General features: G+C 69.3%; 17 protein-coding genes. 8 read left to right on the forward strand and 9 right to left on the reverse strand.

Translation table 11 applies throughout. From position 1 onward, the window contains the following. Nucleotides 1-12 precede the first annotated feature (12 nt). From ACYVKL_RS36610 to ACYVKL_RS36625, 4 genes are all read left to right on the forward strand, one after another. Complete coding sequence (locus tag ACYVKL_RS36610; RefSeq protein ID WP_213556646.1) at nt 13-600, forward strand: peroxiredoxin; 588 nt, start codon at nt 13-15, stop codon at nt 598-600. A gap of 24 nt (nt 601-624) precedes the next feature. After that, nucleotides 625-1,164, forward strand: a complete 540-nt coding sequence (locus ACYVKL_RS36615) for an alkylhydroperoxidase, AhpD family (protein WP_379173030.1) — start codon at nt 625-627, stop codon at nt 1,162-1,164. 147 nt (nt 1,165-1,311) lie between these two features. After that, the gene (locus ACYVKL_RS36620; protein WP_379173032.1) at nt 1,312-2,061 is read left to right on the forward strand and encodes an HNH endonuclease family protein; all 750 of its coding nucleotides are present in this window, start codon (nt 1,312-1,314) and stop codon (nt 2,059-2,061) included. A 21-nt stretch (nt 2,062-2,082) separates the two neighbouring features. Continuing rightward, nucleotides 2,083-2,775 (forward strand): PhzF family phenazine biosynthesis protein, encoded by a 693-nt coding sequence (locus ACYVKL_RS36625; RefSeq protein ID WP_379173034.1) that lies wholly within the window; start codon nt 2,083-2,085, stop codon nt 2,773-2,775. 15 nt (nt 2,776-2,790) lie between these two features. Here ACYVKL_RS36625 and ACYVKL_RS36630 read toward each other — a convergent pair whose 3' ends face one another. The 3 genes from ACYVKL_RS36630 to ACYVKL_RS36640 form a co-directional block, all read right to left on the reverse strand. Further along, nucleotides 2,791-3,156, reverse strand: coding sequence for a VOC family protein (locus ACYVKL_RS36630; RefSeq protein WP_379173036.1), 366 nt, complete (start codon nt 3,154-3,156; stop codon nt 2,791-2,793). 72 nt (nt 3,157-3,228) lie between these two features. Further along, the gene (locus tag ACYVKL_RS36635) at nt 3,229-4,455 is read right to left on the reverse strand and encodes an aminotransferase family protein (RefSeq protein WP_379173038.1); all 1,227 of its coding nucleotides are present in this window, start codon (nt 4,453-4,455) and stop codon (nt 3,229-3,231) included. Between the two features lie 139 nt (nt 4,456-4,594). After that, on the reverse strand, nt 4,595-5,215 hold the full coding sequence (locus ACYVKL_RS36640) for a DUF5134 domain-containing protein (RefSeq protein ID WP_379173041.1): 621 nt from the start codon (nt 5,213-5,215) through the stop codon (nt 4,595-4,597). A gap of 188 nt (nt 5,216-5,403) precedes the next feature. On the opposite strand from ACYVKL_RS36640, the gene ACYVKL_RS36645 reads away from it, so the two are divergent. Beyond that, on the forward strand, nt 5,404-5,598 hold the full coding sequence (locus tag ACYVKL_RS36645) for a hypothetical protein (RefSeq protein WP_379173043.1): 195 nt from the start codon (nt 5,404-5,406) through the stop codon (nt 5,596-5,598). Between the two features lie 321 nt (nt 5,599-5,919). Further along, nucleotides 5,920-6,375, forward strand: a complete 456-nt coding sequence (locus ACYVKL_RS36650; RefSeq protein WP_379173045.1) for a GNAT family N-acetyltransferase — start codon at nt 5,920-5,922, stop codon at nt 6,373-6,375. Between the two features lie 16 nt (nt 6,376-6,391). On the opposite strand, the gene ACYVKL_RS36655 is transcribed toward ACYVKL_RS36650, so the two are convergent. Further along, nucleotides 6,392-7,018, reverse strand: a complete 627-nt coding sequence (locus tag ACYVKL_RS36655; RefSeq protein WP_379173047.1) for a Pr6Pr family membrane protein — start codon at nt 7,016-7,018, stop codon at nt 6,392-6,394. A gap of 137 nt (nt 7,019-7,155) precedes the next feature. Here ACYVKL_RS36655 and hrpA point away from each other — a divergent pair, with 137 nt between their 5' ends. Further along, nucleotides 7,156-11,574: an ATP-dependent RNA helicase HrpA gene (hrpA, locus tag ACYVKL_RS36660; protein WP_379173049.1), complete on the forward strand. Its 4,419-nt coding sequence runs from the start codon at nt 7,156-7,158 to the stop codon at nt 11,572-11,574. A gap of 273 nt (nt 11,575-11,847) precedes the next feature. Here the strand turns inward: hrpA and nrdR are convergent, their stop codons facing one another. From nrdR to ACYVKL_RS36675, 3 genes are all read right to left on the reverse strand, one after another. Next, nucleotides 11,848-12,324 carry a transcriptional regulator NrdR gene (gene nrdR, locus ACYVKL_RS36665; protein ID WP_213556656.1) on the reverse strand — a complete coding sequence of 159 codons (477 nt, stop codon included), beginning with the start codon at nt 12,322-12,324 and terminating at the stop codon, nt 11,848-11,850. A gap of 105 nt (nt 12,325-12,429) precedes the next feature. Beyond that, complete coding sequence (locus ACYVKL_RS36670) at nt 12,430-13,653, reverse strand: hypothetical protein (RefSeq protein ID WP_379173052.1); 1,224 nt, start codon at nt 13,651-13,653, stop codon at nt 12,430-12,432. Nucleotides 13,654-13,838: 185 nt separating this feature from the next. After that, entirely contained in the window at nt 13,839-14,243 is a 405-nt protein-coding gene (locus ACYVKL_RS36675; protein ID WP_379173054.1) for a hypothetical protein, read from the reverse strand. Between the two features lie 221 nt (nt 14,244-14,464). Here ACYVKL_RS36675 and lexA point away from each other — a divergent pair, with 221 nt between their 5' ends. Then, nucleotides 14,465-15,253, forward strand: a complete 789-nt coding sequence (gene lexA, locus ACYVKL_RS36680) for a transcriptional repressor LexA (RefSeq protein ID WP_379173056.1) — start codon at nt 14,465-14,467, stop codon at nt 15,251-15,253. Nucleotides 15,254-15,360: 107 nt separating this feature from the next. On the opposite strand, the gene ACYVKL_RS36685 is transcribed toward lexA, so the two are convergent. Together ACYVKL_RS36685 and ACYVKL_RS36690 are read right to left on the reverse strand one after the other, a co-directional pair. Further along, complete coding sequence (locus ACYVKL_RS36685) at nt 15,361-15,822, reverse strand: DUF2231 domain-containing protein (protein ID WP_379173059.1); 462 nt, start codon at nt 15,820-15,822, stop codon at nt 15,361-15,363. Between the two features lie 118 nt (nt 15,823-15,940). Beyond that, nucleotides 15,941-16,729 (reverse strand): hypothetical protein, encoded by a 789-nt coding sequence (locus ACYVKL_RS36690; protein ID WP_379173062.1) that lies wholly within the window; start codon nt 16,727-16,729, stop codon nt 15,941-15,943. Nucleotides 16,730-16,754: the final 25 nt, after the last annotated feature.

The raw sequence follows: 16,754 nt of genomic DNA on the forward strand, positions 1-16,754 counted from the left end.
TGAGGAGCATTCATGGCCCTGCTGACCATCGGCGATCAGTTCCCCGCGTACAACCTGAAGGCTGTCATCGGCGGTGATCTCTCGAAGGTGAACGCTCAGCAGCCCGACGACTACTTCACCCAGATCTCGAGCGACGACTACGCCGGCAAGTGGCGCATCGTCTTCTTCTGGCCGAAGGACTTCACCTTCGTGTGCCCGACCGAGATCGCCGCCTTCGGCAAGCTGAACGAGGAGTTCGCCGATCGCGACGCACAGGTGCTGGGAGCCTCCGTCGACAACGAGTTCGTCCACTTCCAGTGGCGCGCCCAGCACGAGGAGCTCAAGACGCTCCCGTTCCCGATGCTGAGCGACCTGAAGCGTGAACTGGCCGCGGCCACCGGCGTTCTCAACGCCGACGGCGTCGCCGACCGCGCCACCTTCATCGTCGACCCGAACAACGAGATCCAGTTCGTGTCCGTCACCGCCGGTTCGGTGGGTCGCAATGTCGACGAGGTGCTGCGCGTGCTGGACGCACTGCAGTCCGACGAGCTGTGCGCCTGCAACTGGAAGAAGGGCGACCCGACCATCCAGGCCGGCGAGCTCATGACCGCGTCGGTGTAATCAAGGCTCGTAAGGGAATTCGTCGTGACCATCGATAATCTGAAGAACTCGCTCCCCGAGTACGCCAAGGACCTCAAGCTCAACCTGTCCTCGCTGGCGCGCACCACGGTGCTCAACGAGCAGCAGCTGTGGGGCACCCTGCTGGCCTCGGCCGCGGCCACCAAGTCCGCGACCACGCTGCGGGAGATCGCCGAGGAGGCGGCCGACGTGCTGTCGGCCGAGGCCTACAACGCCGCGCTGGGCGCCGCGTCGATCATGGGTATGAACAATGTGTTCTACCGCAGCAAGGCGTTCCTGGACGGCCGGTACGACGATCTGCGCGCGGGCCTGCGCATGCAGATCATCGGCACGCCGGGCGTGGACAAGGTCGACTTCGAGCTGTGGTCCTTCGCGGTCTCCTCGATCAACGGCTGCCAGCACTGCCTGGAGGCGCACGAGCACACGCTGCGTGAAGCGGGCGTGTCGCGCGAGGTGATCTTCGAGGCGCTGCGCGCGGCCGCGATCGTGGCGGGTGTGGGCCAGGCGGTGGCGTCGACGGAGGCGCTGGCCACGGCCACCGTCTAGCCGCATCGGGCGTGGCCCGGGACGCGGTTCCCGGCTCAGGGGCCGGACACCTCGAGGTGTCCGGCCCCTGGTTTTATTTGCCAGTAGATTGCTTCAATCCGGCAACAATGCCCGAAACATACCAATTGCCCGCTTAGACTCCCCCGCATGCCTCCGCGCTCCCGGACCCCTGCCCGGCGTCGTTGGCGCAGACTCTTCGCCTCCTCCGTGCTCGTCATCGCACTCTCCGCGGGCGGCCTGGCGCTGTATCTGAACCGCCACGAGACACCCGACTCCGAAACGCCACCGCCGCCTGAACAGGCGGCCACCCCGATCCTGGACGCCGCCCGCGCGCGCATCGGGCTCGACCGCCTCACCGTCGCCTGGAACCGGAACTGGGAGTCCTACGACCGCAACGCCTTCGGCCCCGGCTGGTCCGGGCGCGGCGGAGAACCCGTCCTCACCGGCGGCTGCACCGCACGCGAGCAGGTGATGAAGCGCGACCTCACGGGAACGCGTGTGGGAGACAGCAATTCGTGCCTGGTACTGTCGGGCACCCTGGACGATCCGTATACCGGCGAACGACTGCCGTACGACCGGTTCAAGTCCTCGGACATCGAGATCGATCATGTGGTCGCCCTCGGCGACGCCTGGCGCTCGGGAGCCTCCGGATGGGAGCCCGCGCAGCGGGAGAAATTCGCCAACGACGTCGGCAACCTGCTCGCGGTCCAGAAACAGGCCAACCAGGACAAGGGGTCCAAGACCCCCGATCAATGGCAGCCACGGCAGGCCTACCAGTGCGACTACGCCCGCCGGTGGATCAGCGTGAAGGCCCGCTGGGGGTTGAGCGTGCAACCCACCGAGAAGAGCGCCCTGTCCGACATGCTCGATACCTGCGGACCTCCCGCGAATCGATAACTGTCGGTAAGCTCGCGTCACATGACCGTTCCGGAAAGTGATAGCGCCCAGATCGAGGTCGTGCGTGTGTTCACCGACGCGGCAGGTCGATTCGGCAGTCCACTCGGCATCGTCCGGCACTCCGCCGTGGCGGACATCGACCACCAGGCGCTCGCCGCCCGCGTCGGGCAGGCCTTGACCGCGGTGGTCGACGACCCGGCCGACGGGCGGGCGGCGATGCGCATCTACACCCCCGCTGTGGAACTGCCCTTCGCCGGGCGGCCCAGCATCGGCGCCGCGTGGTGGCTCAACGAGCAGCTCAGTCCGGTGAAGGTCATCGACGTCGCGGCCGGACCCGTCGAGGTGGCGCTCAGCGACGGGCTGGCCTGGGCCCGCGCCCGCGCGACCTGGTCGCCGCCCTTCGAATTCCACCAGTTCGAGGACGCGGCGCTGCTCGCCACCCTGGATCCGGCCGACTTCCCCGGCGGCCAGCACTACTGCTGGGTCTGGACCGACGAACCGCGCGGGGCCGTGCGCGCCCGAATGTTCGCCCCCGGCATCGGAATTCCCGAGGACGAGGCCACCGGCGCGGCCGCCATCGCGCTCACCGCACTGCTCACCCGCGGCCTGCACATCACCCAGGGCCAGGGCTCACAGATCTTCACCGAATGGGATTCCGACGGCTGGGCCCGCATCGGCGGCCGCGTGGTCGCCGACCACCCGATCGTCATCTAGCGCCCGGCGCCGCCCTCAGCTCGCCGGGGCGATGCGCTGCCCGAAGGCGAGGCGGTGGCCGCCGGGGATGCGGAGCACGAAATCGCGCAGCCCCCACGGGTGTTCGGTGAGTTCGGTGGTGATCTCACCGCCGTGGCGCCGGCAGTGCGCGTACAGCGCGTCCACGTCGGAGACGCCCACGTATCCGGCGGTGGTCTCGTTCACGGCCGGATTCTGTGTGCGCACCACACCCACGCCGACTCCGTCGCGGCGCAGCAATGCCAAGCCCATCGCGGGCTCGTGCACCTCGACCACGAAACCCAGCACGTCGCGCAGGAAGTCGACGGTGGGCGCGAGATCGGCCACCTCGAGGTTGGCGCGATAACTCTCGAACTCGGCCATTGCCGCAGCCTACCGCCCGTACGCGAGCGCATTCGGATGCGAAAACGCTCGCGCCGGCGGTGTCGGCGGGTATCAGCCCAGGGCGCGGGCGAAGCGCTCGGCCATCTCCGCGACCTCGGCCTCGGTGATGACGAACGACGGCGAGATCTGCAGCGCGCCCTGACCCGCGGCCCGGGTCGAGACGCCGTGGGCGCGCAGCGTCTTCACCATGCCCAGGGCCTCGGCCGGATCGGCGAGCTGGACGGCGGCGACCGCGCCCAGGCCGCTGCGCACCTCGGCCACCCGCGGATGCTCCGCCAGCGGCGAGAAGTGCTCGTGCAGTAGCGATTCCAGGTTCTTGCTGGCGTCGAGCAGATTCTCGCGCTCGAAGATGTCCAGGTTGGCCATGGCCGCCGCGGCCGCACCGGCGTGACCGCCGTAGGTGTAGCCGTGCCGCCACCAGACGCCGCCCGCGAAGAACGGCTCGGCGATGCGCGGCGCGATGAACACCGCGCCCATCGGCACGTAGCCGGAGGTGAGGCCCTTGGCGGTGGTCATCAGATCGGGTTCGAGGCCGAAACGCGAGGAGGCGAACCAGGATCCGCCGATGCGGCCGAAGCCGGTGACGACCTCGTCGGCGACGAACAGGATGTCGTTGTCGCGGCAGATCTGGCGGACCTCGGTGAGGTAGCCCTCCGGAGGCAGGTAGACCCCGCCCGCGCCGATGATGGGTTCGGCGAAGAAGGCCGCGATGCGCTCGGCGCCGATCTCCTCGATCAGCGCGGTCAGCGCCTTGGCCTGATCCCATTCGATGGTGCGGGTGTCGGGCATGAAGACGCCGGTGTAGCCCTCGCCGTTGACCGGGATCCCGGCCAGCGAGGTGCCGCCGACGTGCATGCCGTGGTAGGCCTTCTGACGGCCGACCAGGATGGTCTTCTCCGGGCGGCCCATCTCCTGCCAGTAGCGGCGGGCCAGCTTGGCGGCGGTGTCGATGCCGTCGGAGCCGCCCGAGGTGAAGAAGATCTTGCTGCCCGGCACCGGCGCGAGCGCGGAGAGCCGCTCGGCCAGATCGCGGGTCACCGGCGAGACCAGGTCACCGAAGTTGGAGTAGTGCGCGACCTGGGTCAGCTGCGCGGCCACCGCGTCGGCGATCTCGCGGCGGCCGTGGCCGACATTGGCGAACCAGAGACCACCGGTGGCATCGAGGTACCGCGTGCCACTTTCGTCCCAGATGTGCGCGCCCTCACCGCGCGCGACCACGAACGACCCGTCCCGCTCCACCGCACCCATATCGGCGAAGCCATGCCACAGCGAACCCATCCAGAGCACCTCCATCACCCGATACCGGCCACCCCCAACCGGGCGAACCGACCATTACTCACCATCTCACCACTACGACGGTGAACAGCTCGAACGGCCCCCGGGTGCGCCGGAATCGAATGCCGGAACCTGGTCGGCCTCAGCCGGCCGCGGCGGCCACCAGCATGTAGGCGGTGCCGAGGTCCATCACCAGGTGCGGCACCACGGCCGGGGATCCGGCCGCGCCGCCGGGATGCGGGAACACTCCCGGCACACGGCGGCGCAGGCCCGGCGTCAGCATGACGACGGCGTCGAGAACGAACAGCGCCGCCAGCGCGAGCAGCGGGGCGGGCGCGGGGCCCCCGTGCCCGGGCATACCCTGCTCGTGCGTCCCGTGCCCGCTCATCGCGTACCACATCGCCGCGGCCGCCAGCACGTGATAGGCGAACGCGCCGGGCGTCGCCGCCCCGGCATCGGCGTCCGCAATCCCGTTGCGCCACCGCAGTATCCGCTCCCCCAGCAACAGCGTGTACACGACCACCATGGCCGTCAGCACACCGCGCACCGCGTGCGGGTCCACGGCCGTCGGGAACACCAGCATGCCCACCATGACCAGGCACATCACCAGATGCGCGGCATCGGACTCCCGATCCGCGCGCGGCCCGGCACACGCCACCGGGCGCACCCGCGCCAGCCTGGCGACCACCAGCACTGCGGCCAGGCAGAAGGCGGTCACCGCCATCCACCGCACCATCCCGGACTGCTCCACGAACAACCCCACGCCCACCACCTCTCACCGCGGCGACCGGCTTCCCTTCCATGCTGACAGCATCAGCGTCCGACGCCCGGCCTTTCCCCTGCCGAATCCCCCGCCCGCGCACCGCCACTGGTGACCGATTACCCGGCCGATTCACTGGATCGACTGCCCTGAAACGTTCGTATCGAGACAGCGAACAGAGGAGTCACTGCATGCGTCACAGCCGAACCGAGCGTCCGCGGCGGACCGACGAGCCCGTCGACCCGATCGCCGATCTCCGTGCGAGCCTCAATCTGCTGCGTCATTCGGTCGAGCAGACGACCGAGGCGATGCGGGGCATCCTGCAGGAGATGCGGAGTTTCGACGCGCGGCTGAGCGCCTTGGAGGCCGGCGCCGGCGAGCGGTGACCCGGGCCGCCGCGGGCATGGCAACGGCCCGGCGGCCTTGCGGCTGCCGGGCCGTCTTCATGCTTCGGGCCGCCGTGCACGTATCCGACGCCCCGCGCCGGCACTCTCGGAAATGTGCACTTACGGTTCGCCCCACGACGTTCCGAACAACCGGCCGGGTAACCCGAGATCATCGCGAAACCCTTCCGGCCACACCGAGTGTGGCCGGTCAGTGCGGCGAATGTGCGCGACACCGGCGCGGACGGCACTCCTGGTCGGCTGGTTGGCGCGGTAGGTCAGTCCCGCGACCGGGCCCGAGCGGGTGCTCGCTAGCCTGGCGACATGCGGATTGAGGTGGACGATCTGACCGGGCCCGAGGTGATCGGGCTGCTCGAGGCACACGTGGCCGAGATGCTGGCGAACTCGCCGGAGGACAGCATGCACGCCCTCGACGTGGCGGCGCTGCGCAAGCCGGAGATCACCTTCTGGTCCGCGTGGGACGGTGGCGCGCTGGCCGGGTGCGGGGCGATCAAGGAGCTGGATCCGGCGCACGGGGAGATCAAGTCCATGCGGACCACCGCCGCCTACCGCGGGCGCGGGGTCGCGTCACAGTTGTTGCGCCACATCCTCGCCGAGGCCGGCGCGCGCGGGTACCGGCGTTTGAGCCTGGAAACCGGATCGTCGGAGTTCTACTTGCCCGCGGTGCGGTTGTACGAGCGCTACGGGTTCGAGCACTGCGGGCCGTTCGCGGACTACGCCGAGGACCCGCACAGCGTGTTCATGACCCGCGCGCTGTGAGGCGACCGCGCGTCGTTCAGCGACGGGCGACCGCTTTGGGGATCAGCCCGTTCACCGCCGCCACGATGACGCCGAGCAGGGCGAACACGACGGCCATCACCACCAGGCCGACGGTCAAGGCCCCATAGCCCTGATCGCGCGGGTCGATGAAGGGATACGGGTACCAGTCGGCGAAGGGGCCTCGGATCAAGATGTACGCGCCGTAGGCCAGGGGGTACGCGAGCCACCCCAGGACCAGCTTGATGGTCGGTTTGATCCCCCCGGCCACCAGCAACCAATCGGCGATCAACACGATGGGGATCACCCGGTGCATGGTGTCGTTGATCCATCGCTCCTGCAACTGAACGTCGATATTCGCCAGCAGAACGGCGTAGATGATGAGGGTGATGGTCAGGTACAGGGTGGCTGCGCCGCGGATTACCTGCCAGCGTCGCCCGTCCGGGTCGCGCAAGCCGCCGACCAGCAGCACGACCACACCGATGATGTTGGACTGGATGGTGAAGTAGCTGAAGAAGTTCACATACGAGTAGTCCGGATTCCCTAGATTGCGCGCCGGGATCCAGACCAGCGCGACGATGCCCAGGATTGCGAAGGCAATGCGCAGCACCCGAATCCACGCGGGCGTACCACCTCTGACGACCATGGCCAGATCGTCGCATGTCGAACGGCCCGAATGCGGACGATACGCCGATGCGGCACACTTCCGGCAAGCCCTGGTCCGGGCCGCCGGACACCGCGCCGACCGGCACGGACCGACTCTTCGCTATCGTTGACAGTGCAATGACCAGGACCGCCGCCACCTCTCGCGAGCTTCGTTCCCGCCTGGCCGATCTCTCGATCCGCGACGAACATCGTTTGCGTCGCCGGCTCGACAAGGCCCGCGGCAGCGATCTCACCTCCCTCGAAGCCGAATTCGACGCCGCCGCGCGCCGGGTGGACGCCCGCCGGGCCGCCGTCCCGGCCATCGTCTACCCCGAGCAGCTACCGGTCTCCGCGCGCCGCGACGACATCGCCAAAGCCATCGCCGAGCACCAGGTCGTGATCGTGGCCGGCGAGACCGGTTCCGGCAAGACCACCCAGCTGCCCAAGATCTGCCTCGAACTCGGGCGCGGGATTCGCGGCACCATCGGCCACACCCAGCCGCGGCGATTGGCCGCGCGGACCGTGGCCGAGCGCATCGCCGAGGAACTGGGCACCGAACTCGGCGACGTGGTCGGTTATACGGTCCGCTTCACCGATCAGGCGTCGGATCGCACGCTGGTGAAGTTGATGACCGACGGCATCCTGCTCGCCGAGATCCAGCGCGACCGGCTGCTGCGCCGCTACGACACGATCATCATCGACGAGGCGCACGAGCGCAGCCTCAATATCGACTTCCTGCTCGGGTATCTCAAGCAGTTGCTGCCGCAGCGGCCGGATCTGAAGATCGTCATCACCTCGGCGACCATCGACCCGGAACTGTTCGCACGCCACTTTGCGAAGCAAACAGACGACCCCAACAGTGACGAGAACGGCACGCCCGCACCGATTGTCGAGGTGTCGGGCCGGTCGTATCCGGTGGAGGTCCGGTATCGGCCACTGTCGCTGGAGGTTCCGGTCACCTCCGAGGATCCCGACGACGAGGACACCGAGATCGTCGACCGCGACCCCACCGACGCCATCGGCGACGCGGTGCGGGAACTGCAGGCCGAGGGCGACGGCGACATCCTGGTATTCCTGTCCGGCGAACGCGAGATCCGCGACACCGCAGACTCATTGCGGGACATGCGCCTGCCGCGCACCGAGATCCTGCCGCTGTACGCGCGGCTCTCGGCCGCCGAGCAGCACCGGGTGTTCGAGTCGCACACCGGGCGGCGCGTGGTGCTGGCCACCAACGTGGCCGAGACCTCGCTGACGGTGCCGGGCATCCGGTACGTGATCGACCCCGGCACCGCCCGCATCTCGCGCTACTCCATGCGCACCAAGGTGCAGCGGCTGCCGATCGAGTCGATCTCGCAGGCGTCGGCGCGGCAGCGCTCGGGCCGCTGTGGCCGCGTGGCCGACGGCATCGCCATCCGCCTGTTCTCCGAGGACGACTTCGAATCCCGGCCGCAGTTCACCGAACCGGAGATCCTGCGCACCAACCTGGCCGCGGTGATCCTGCAGATGACCGCGCTCGGGCTCGGGGACATCGAGGGCTTCCCGTTCGTCGAACCGCCGGACGGTCGCGCCATCCGCGACGGCATCGCCCTGCTCGAGGAGCTCGGCGCGCTGGCCCGGGCGGAAGCCGAGGCCTCCGCGCAGCGCGAGGTCCCCGACGCGGGACTCATCCTCACCCCCATCGGCCGCGAGATGGCGCAGATCCCGGTCGATCCGCGGATGGCCCGCATGCTGGTCGAGGCCAACCGCGGCGGCTGCCTGGCCGAGGTCCTCATCATCGTCGCGGCCCTGTCCATCCAGGACGTGCGCGAACGCCCCGTCGAGCACCAGCAGGCCGCCGACACCAAACACGCGCGCTTCACCATCGAGGGCTCGGACTTCCTGTCGTACCTGCGCCTGTGGGACTACCTGCGCGAGCAGCGCAACGCCTTGTCCTCCAACCAGTTCCGCCGTATGTGCCGCGACGAGTTCCTGCACTACCTCCGCATCCGGGAGTGGCAGGACCTGCACGGGCAACTCCGCACCATCACCCGTGGACTGGGCTGGAACACCGAAGGCTCCGACGCCCAGTTCGACCGCACCGCAACCACTTCCGACGACGGTTCCGGCAACCGCCGCGGCCGGAACCCGCGCCGCGCGGATGATGGTCGGCCCGCCGCAGATTCGAGCCGCCACGCGGAGAAGTCCGGTGGCGTAGACGAGGTCGGCGGGCGCAGGGCCACCGGCGCGGCGAGTTCCGGGCGCGACGACCTCGAAGCCGGCCGCGGTGCTCGCGACGGCGCGCGCGGTCGTGGGGCGCGGCGCGGACGAGCCGGTAGCGATCTCGCGGCCGCATCGGCCGGAGACTCGGCCGACCGCAGCAGCGCGGCGGCGCGCAGTACGGGGTCCGGGCGCGGAAGCAGCTCCGGCGGTGGCGCATCCGGCTCCAGGGCAGGACGCGGGCTAGCCGAGTCGCTCGCTGCCAAGGCCGGGCTCGCGGATGACTCGTTGCCGTGGGATGTGACGTCGATTCATCAGGCGTTGCTGGCGGGCATGTTGTCGCATATCGGGGTGCGGGAGGCGGAGAGCCGGGAGTTCCTCGGGGCGCGCAATGCCAAGTTCATGATCTTCCCGGGGTCGTCGCTGGCCAAGAAGCCGCCGCGGTGGGTGATGGCGGCCGAGCTGGTGGAGACCTCGCGACTGTGGGGGCGGACCGCGGCGCGGATCGAGCCGGAGTGGGCCGAGCGGCTGGCCGGAGATCTGGTGAAACGCACCTACTCCGAGCCGCATTGGTCGGCCAAGCGGGGCGCGGCGGCCGCCTACGAGCGGGTCACGCTGTACGGGATTCCGCTGGTGACCCAGCGCCGGGTGGATTTCGGCCGCATCGATCCGGAACTGTCGCGGGAGCTGTTCATCCGGCACGCCCTGGTGCAGGGCGAGTGGCAGACCACGCACGACTTCTTCGCGCGCAATCGCGAATTGCTCGACGACGTCGCCGATCTGGAGCATCGGGCGCGGCGGCGCGACATCCTGGTCGACGACGAGGTGCTGTTCGAGTTCTACGACCGGCGCGTCCCGTCGGACATCGTCTCGGTGCGGCACTTCGACAGCTGGTGGCGCAAGGCCCAGCGCAACGAGCCGAACCTGCTCGACTTCACCGCCTCCACCGTGGTGAACGAGGATGCGGCGCTGCTGGATCCGACCGCCTACCCCGACAGCTGGCGGCAGGGTGAGCTGACCCTACCGCTCACCTACCAATTCGAGCCCGGTCAGGCCGACGACGGTGTCACCGTGCACATTCCGATCGCCCAGCTGGCGCACGTGCGCTCGGTCGGCTTCGACTGGCTGGTGCCCGGCATGCGCGAGGAGCTGGCGGCCGCGTTCATCAAGACGCTGCCCAAGCAGTTGCGCCGCACCGTGGTTCCGGCCCCCGACTTCGCCAAGGCGGCGCTGGACCGGCTCACCCCGCGCGCCGAGCCGCTGCGCACCGGGCTGGCGCGGGAGTTGTCCCAGCTCGGCTCGGTGACCATCGCCGCGGCCGCGCTGGATCCGGCGGGCCTGCCCGACCACCTGCGCATGACCTTCGCCGCCACCGACCCGTCGGGCGCGATCGTGGCCCGCAGCAAGAGCCTGGCCGACCTGAAAACCCGCCTGGCCGAACAGGTTTCGAAGTCGGTGGCGCGCGCCAACAATGCCGCCGAGCGCGCCCCCGCCGCGGTGTGGACCTCCGAATCCCTGGGCACCCTGCCGTCCGCGGTGAAACGCCAGGTCGGCGGGCAGACCATTACCGGCTATCCGGCCCTGGTCGCCGAATCCGAGGGCGTGGCCGTGCGGGTGCTCAGCTCCCCCGTGGAGCAGGCCACCGCCATGCGCACCGGCACCCGCGCGCTGCTGCTGGGCGCGATCACCACCAGTGCCCGCGCTGTCACCGCTGGCCTGCCGCCCACGGATCGGCTTGCGCTGAGCCAGAATCCGTACGGCACCCTCGATGCCCTGGTCGAGGACTGCCGGGCCTGCGCCGCGGACGAGCTGATCGCCGCCAACGGCGGTCCGGTGCGCAGCCCCGAACAGTTCCAGGCCCTGGTGGAGAAGGTCCGCCCGCAGTTCACCAGCGCCGTGGCCGCCATCGTGCGCTCGGTGGTGCCGGTGCTGGCCGAGGCGCACCGGGTGCGCGCCGCCCTCGCCGACTCCCGCGACCCCGACGCCACCGACGATGTCGCGCACCAGCTCGACGATCTGATCTTCTCCGGCTTCATCTCCGAGTGGGGCAGCGTCCGATTGCGGGCACTGCCACGGTATCTGGAGGCCGCCCGGCTGCGGCTGGACGCGCTGCCGGCGTCCGCGAACCGTGACCGCGCGGGCATGATCGAACTCGATCGCGTGCACGCGGCCTACGACCGCCTGGTCGCCAACCTGCCGGAGGGCCGCCACGGGGGTCGCGACATCGTCGAGATCTGGTGGATGATCGAGGAACTGCGGGTGAGCCTGTTCGCCCAGCAACTCGGCACGCCCTACCCGGTCTCGGCCAAGCGCATCGAGAAGGCGATCGACACCGCGCGCCGCCCACCCCAGAAGCGCTGAACAACGCCGCGCCTACCGCGATACACGGCATCGGCGGGGCGACCGCAGCCCGGCCGAATCCCAGCGGCGGCGCGCGGAGGCCGACCGGGAAGCACGGGGTCGAGGCTGGAGCCGAGCGGCGGCACCGGACATCGAGCGGCCGTATCCCGAGCCCGGAGTCGCGCCCGCGGCCCAGCCATCTCACCGGAAACGGAGCGGTCCGGCCCCGAATTGTTCGGGGCCGGACCGTGAATCGTGGGACGTGCGGCCGAGCCGCCCGTACCGATGGCGCGCTTACTCCGCGGTGGCGCCGACCGCCTGTTCGTCGCGGTGTTTGCGGAGGTCGGCGATCTCGCGCTCGAAATCCTCGGCGGAACTGAAGGATCGGTACACCGAGGCGAAGCGCAGGTAGGCGACCTCGTCGAGATCCCGCAGCGGTCCGAGGATGGCCAGGCCGACCTCGTGGCTGGGCACCTCGGGGGAACCCTTGGCCCGCACGGCATCCTCCACCTGCTGGGCCAGCAGGTTCAGGGCATCGGAGTCGACCTCGCGGCCCTGGCAGGCGCGGCTGACACCGCGGATCACCTTCTCGCGGCTGAACGGCTCGGTGACACCGCTGCGTTTCACCACCGACAGGATGGCGGTCTCGACGGTGGTGAACCTGCGTCCACATTCCGGACAGGCACGTCGCCTCCTGATGGCGGTGCCTTCCTCGGCCTCACGCGAGTCGACCACCCTCGAATCGGGATGGCGGCAGTACGGGCAATGCATCCGGGATCCTTCGTCGATGCCTGGGTTCCACAGCAACCTCGAGCAATCTCGAGGATACCGTGGCGGACGCGGTCCGCGGCGTCCGCCCGGGTCGGCGGGCCCGAATCAGGTCGTCAACTGCCACTGCGCGGTCATGTCGGCCAGCAGGTCCGGCAACCGCTGGAACAGCCGCCCGTGCCACAGCATGGCGGAGAACGGTTCGGCCAGAACCGGTCTCGCGACGGCCGGGTTCGCGCACAGTTCCAGATACCGGGGCAGCAGGTCGCCCGTGATGTAGGTCCACCGCGTGTCGCGGTCGGCCCAGTTGAAGGCGGGCAGCGGAGCCCGCAGCGACATGGTTCCCGCTGTGAGGGTGGTGGGCGCGAAGACGCCGGGCGCGCGCACGCCGGGGACGGCGGCCTTGCCCGCGATGGTGCTGACATAGGTCAGGACCCGGCCCATGACCCCGCGACCTCGGGAGGTGACGTCCCACTGGTCGGCGATGATCTGGTTCTGTTCCCGGTCGGTCATGCGCAGTGCCGCGTCGGCCAGCCCGCCGGGGGTGCCGTCGGCGATCTCCCGCCAGGCCGTGATGGCGTTCTCGTCGAGCACGCCGGCCTGGTACATCTCCTCGACCCCGGCCCGGCCCGCCGCCGCGTAGGCCTCGTGCATGGGCACCTGATCGATGAAGATGTGCTTCTGCATGATCATCAACCTGGTCTGGTACCAGACCAGGTCCTCGGCGGTGAGCCGTTCGCCCTCGGTGCCCAGCGTGCGGATGTCGGCGGGCAGAATGTCGAGCAGCGGCGCGGGGGTGCCGTGCAGCAGGTCGGCGACGGCGTCACCGAGCTGGTGGATGCCCGGCACGCTGATGATCGACGACACGTCGCCCATGTCGAAGAAGCCGGAGGCGAAGGAGCCGCCGGCCAACCCGGCCAGGCCGGTCCACCAGTACTCCGGGTGAGAGTTGTTCAGCCGCAGGTAGTTCACGTAGACCTGGGTGAAGGTGGCGGTGTTGGCCGCGACGCCGCGTCCGGGATCCCACCCGGCCAGATCGATATCGGCATTGCGGGTGGCGACCGCCAGCCAGTACTGATGCAGCAGCGTGGCGTAGTGGCGCGGTTCGACGCCCGCCGCCCGTGCCGCGTCGAGCGCGTCGCGCAGGGTGTCCGGATCCAGGGGCAGGGCGGGATTGAGGCCGCCGCCGCCCGTGCCGTCACCGTTGACCGACGGCAGATCAAGGTAGGCGGCATAGCCGGCTTCCGCGTGCACCGCCGGTGCGGTCACCAACCCGATCATCAGGCAGGTGAGCACTCCGGCCACCCGGACCAACCCTCGAACTCTCGGCATTTACGCCCCCTGTCGCTCGCGCGCGGGCCGTTCACACGGCCGGCGCGGCTGTAGCCTCTGTCACATTCAGGGGGACCGTAGCAACACGTTTCAGTTTTCAATCTGCAATTTCGGCCACCCCGTGGCCGGGTATCCCGAGACGGAAAACCGGCTACGACGTGGCAACCGGGCGAGCACCGCCGCCGCTACCGCGCAGGCGGCTGGACCACCTGCACCGTAGGCGGGGTGGTCTGCGAACCGAAGTCACCGGAACGTAATTGGGCCAGTCCGATCAAGCCGGCCACGGCCAGCGCACTCACCAGGGCGGTCACCGCAAGCGCCGCGAGACCGGCCTGGGCGCGCTGCATCCGGTCCAGCGGATGCCGGCCCTGGACGCGACCCGCGGCGTGTCGCACGACGACATGGTCGCGTCGAACACCCGCGCGAGAAATCGGCCGGACCCGCGCCCGGCACGGGCGGCGGTCGGTGACAGGCCGCGTCACGGCCGCGGACGGCGTGGCCGGGGACCGGTCGGAACGCAGCTCCCAGGGGAGGCTGTCGAATCCCAAATCGCTTCCGAGGGTGTCGATCTCGCTGACCATGGCGCGCATCGAAAGATCCTCCTGTGTAGGGCGGGCCGCAGGGTGCTGGACAACTGACTCGATCATGTGTTCGATGAACTGATGTTCGAATTTCTACCATGGCCCGACGACAAAGTCACTGATTTCCGCGACATGCGTCGAACAGATGTTTGATCACACGCGTCACACGGTCTACAGTCGAGTCACGAGTTGCCCGGACGCACGACACAGCGCGTGCGGAACGAAATCCGGTGAGCGACAGCAGTGAACGGAGGACGGCGGCGGTGAGCGAACACGGCGGCGCGGATGGTGAGAACGGGCCCCTTGGTCCCGGCGGTAATGTCCCCCTGTCCGAATCGTCCGGCGCCGGCGCCGATCTGACCGTGCGGCAGCGCCGGGTCCTGGAGGTCATCCGCACGTCGGTGCACGACCGCGGCTATCCGCCCAGCATCCGTGAGATCGGCGATGCGGTCGGCCTCACCTCGACGTCGTCGGTGGCGCACCAGTTGCGAGCGCTCGAGCGCAAGGGCTACCTACGCCGCGACCCGAATCGTCCACGCGCCGTGGACGTCCGCGGTCTGGACGAGACGGTGGTGCGCGCCACCGGGGGCGTATCGCAGCTACGCGCGGTCAACGCCGAGGCGGAGTCCTCCGACGACCACCCGATCCCGACCTACGTCCCGGTCCTGGGCCGGATCGCCGCCGGTGGCCCGATCCTGGCCGAGCAGGCCGTGGAGGATGTCTTCCCGCTGCCGCGCGAACTGGTCGGCGAGGGTTCGCTGTTCCTGCTGAAGGTCGTCGGTCAGTCCATGATCGACGCCGCCATCTGCGACGGCGACTGGGTGGTCGTGCGTCAGCAGAACGTCGCCGACAACGGTGACATCGTGGCCGCCATGATCGACGGCGAGGCCACCGTCAAGACCTTCAAGCGCACCGGTTCCCAGGTGTGGCTGATGCCGCACAACCCCCTGTTCGAGCCGATTCCGGGCAATGACGCCCAGGTTCTCGGCAAGGTCGTCACGGTCATCCGCAAGATCTGACCGTGCCGCACTGTCGTGACTCGGTGGCCGCCCCGCAGACCGGCCGCCGGGTCACGACAGTCGTGTTTCCACCCCGAGGATTTCCACCCCGCGGCGCATCCCGCCGACTAGTGGTCGACCACGCCGTTCCACACCGCGTGAGCCCCCGAGTCCCCGGTCCGGAACGTCTGCCAGGTGGCCGCCCCGCCGCTCGCCAGCGCGAGGACCGCGATCAGCGCCACCACCGCCCGGCCGACCGGCTGCCGCCGTGACCGCAGCTGCACGAAGACCAGCAGCACGGCCGAGATCAGCAGTGGCGCAACGAAATACGGCATCTGACGACCGAGTCTGGCGTGCTCGTCGACCGTCGGCGGCATCCCGAGCCGCTGCTGGAACCACTCCCCCGCCTCGACGGTGATCGGGGTCAGGATCGTCACCAGCACCGCCAGCGCGACCACCAGCCAGAGCAACCGGCTGCGGGCCGCCGGCCACAACGCGCACAGGATCAGCAGGCCAGCCGTCAGCGGCACCAGCACGACGACCGCGTGCACCAGCAGGACGTGGGCGGGCAGCCCATTGAATGTCGACATGTATCGGCTCTTTCGAACTCGGCGAACGAAGCCCGGCGTATACGAACAACGTATGCCGGGCCCGGCCGGTTCGATCTCGAGCCACGCCCGTTCGGTCGATCCCGACGGGCGCCCCGATTCAGTCCGTTTCGACAGGATCCACGATGCGGGCAATCAACTGGGTCGGCGCCTCGTCGGCCGGGGCCGCGGACACGGCGACGACCGGCTCGGGAGCGGCCTGCGGTGCGACGGCTTGGGCCGGTGCCGGTTCCGGAGCGGCCACCGCGACCGGCTCAGGGATCGGAAGCACCTCGGCGACCGGCGGGATCGACAGGTCCGGAGTGGCGGGTGCGGACAGGTCCGGCGTGGGGATCAGCGCGGCGGCCGGGGTCAGATCATGGACGGCCGCGACGGTGGGGGCATGGACGATGCGGCGGGTCGGCGCTTCCTCGCTCGGCGCGGGGTCGGCGACGCCCGGCAGCGCGGCGCCGGTGACGAATCCGAGCACCTCGTATTGGGTGCCGATGGTCATGACCGCCGAGCTCTTGTCATGCGCGATAAATCCCTGATTGGTGCCGAGAACGCGGCGCAGGGATTCGAGCCAGCGATGGTCGAGTACACGGCAGTCGGCCCACGGGAAGTATTCGAGGCCGGTGCGAAGGTAGAAGCGATCACCGATCTGCCCGCCGCGCAACAGTTCCAGCAGCCAGGCGTCGATGAGATTGGGCTGGGCATTGCGGTAGATGCGCGACCGCGGCGCCACAGAGCCGTTCGCGAATTCGCCGAAGGCACTCAGCAACTCACCCGGAAACTCATCCGGTTTCCCAAAACCGACGACATCCAAACCAAGAAGCTGTTCCGGAAGTTGGGCGGCGATCCTGCGCTCGTCATGCAGTTTGAACTTCCTATTGATGTTCTCAGTGCGCATTTGTCTCCGACTTCCCACTCCAACT

Source organism: Nocardia tengchongensis (assembly GCF_054781395.1).

What these genes read in the sequence shown, in the direction of transcription:
- ACYVKL_RS36610 (WP_213556646.1), top strand. Translation starts at nt 13, where the DNA reads ATGGCCCTGCTGACCATCGGCGATCAGTTCCCCGCGTACAACCTGAAG.
- ACYVKL_RS36620 (WP_379173032.1), top strand. Translation starts at nt 1,312, where the DNA reads ATGCCTCCGCGCTCCCGGACCCCTGCCCGGCGTCGTTGGCGCAGACTC.
- ACYVKL_RS36625 (WP_379173034.1), top strand. Translation starts at nt 2,083, where the DNA reads ATGACCGTTCCGGAAAGTGATAGCGCCCAGATCGAGGTCGTGCGTGTG.
- ACYVKL_RS36630 (WP_379173036.1), bottom strand. Translation starts at nt 3,156, where the DNA reads ATGGCCGAGTTCGAGAGTTATCGCGCCAACCTCGAGGTGGCCGATCTC.
- ACYVKL_RS36635 (WP_379173038.1), bottom strand. Translation starts at nt 4,455, where the DNA reads ATGGGTTCGCTGTGGCATGGCTTCGCCGATATGGGTGCGGTGGAGCGG.
- ACYVKL_RS36645 (WP_379173043.1), top strand. Translation starts at nt 5,404, where the DNA reads ATGCGTCACAGCCGAACCGAGCGTCCGCGGCGGACCGACGAGCCCGTC.
- ACYVKL_RS36650 (WP_379173045.1), top strand. Translation starts at nt 5,920, where the DNA reads ATGCGGATTGAGGTGGACGATCTGACCGGGCCCGAGGTGATCGGGCTG.
- ACYVKL_RS36655 (WP_379173047.1), bottom strand. Translation starts at nt 7,018, where the DNA reads ATGGTCGTCAGAGGTGGTACGCCCGCGTGGATTCGGGTGCTGCGCATT.
- hrpA (WP_379173049.1), top strand. Translation starts at nt 7,156, where the DNA reads ATGACCAGGACCGCCGCCACCTCTCGCGAGCTTCGTTCCCGCCTGGCC.
- nrdR (WP_213556656.1), bottom strand. Translation starts at nt 12,324, where the DNA reads ATGCATTGCCCGTACTGCCGCCATCCCGATTCGAGGGTGGTCGACTCG.
- ACYVKL_RS36670 (WP_379173052.1), bottom strand. Translation starts at nt 13,653, where the DNA reads ATGCCGAGAGTTCGAGGGTTGGTCCGGGTGGCCGGAGTGCTCACCTGC.
- ACYVKL_RS36675 (WP_379173054.1), bottom strand. Translation starts at nt 14,243, where the DNA reads ATGCGCGCCATGGTCAGCGAGATCGACACCCTCGGAAGCGATTTGGGA.
- ACYVKL_RS36685 (WP_379173059.1), bottom strand. Translation starts at nt 15,822, where the DNA reads ATGTCGACATTCAATGGGCTGCCCGCCCACGTCCTGCTGGTGCACGCG.
- ACYVKL_RS36690 (WP_379173062.1), bottom strand. Translation starts at nt 16,729, where the DNA reads ATGCGCACTGAGAACATCAATAGGAAGTTCAAACTGCATGACGAGCGC.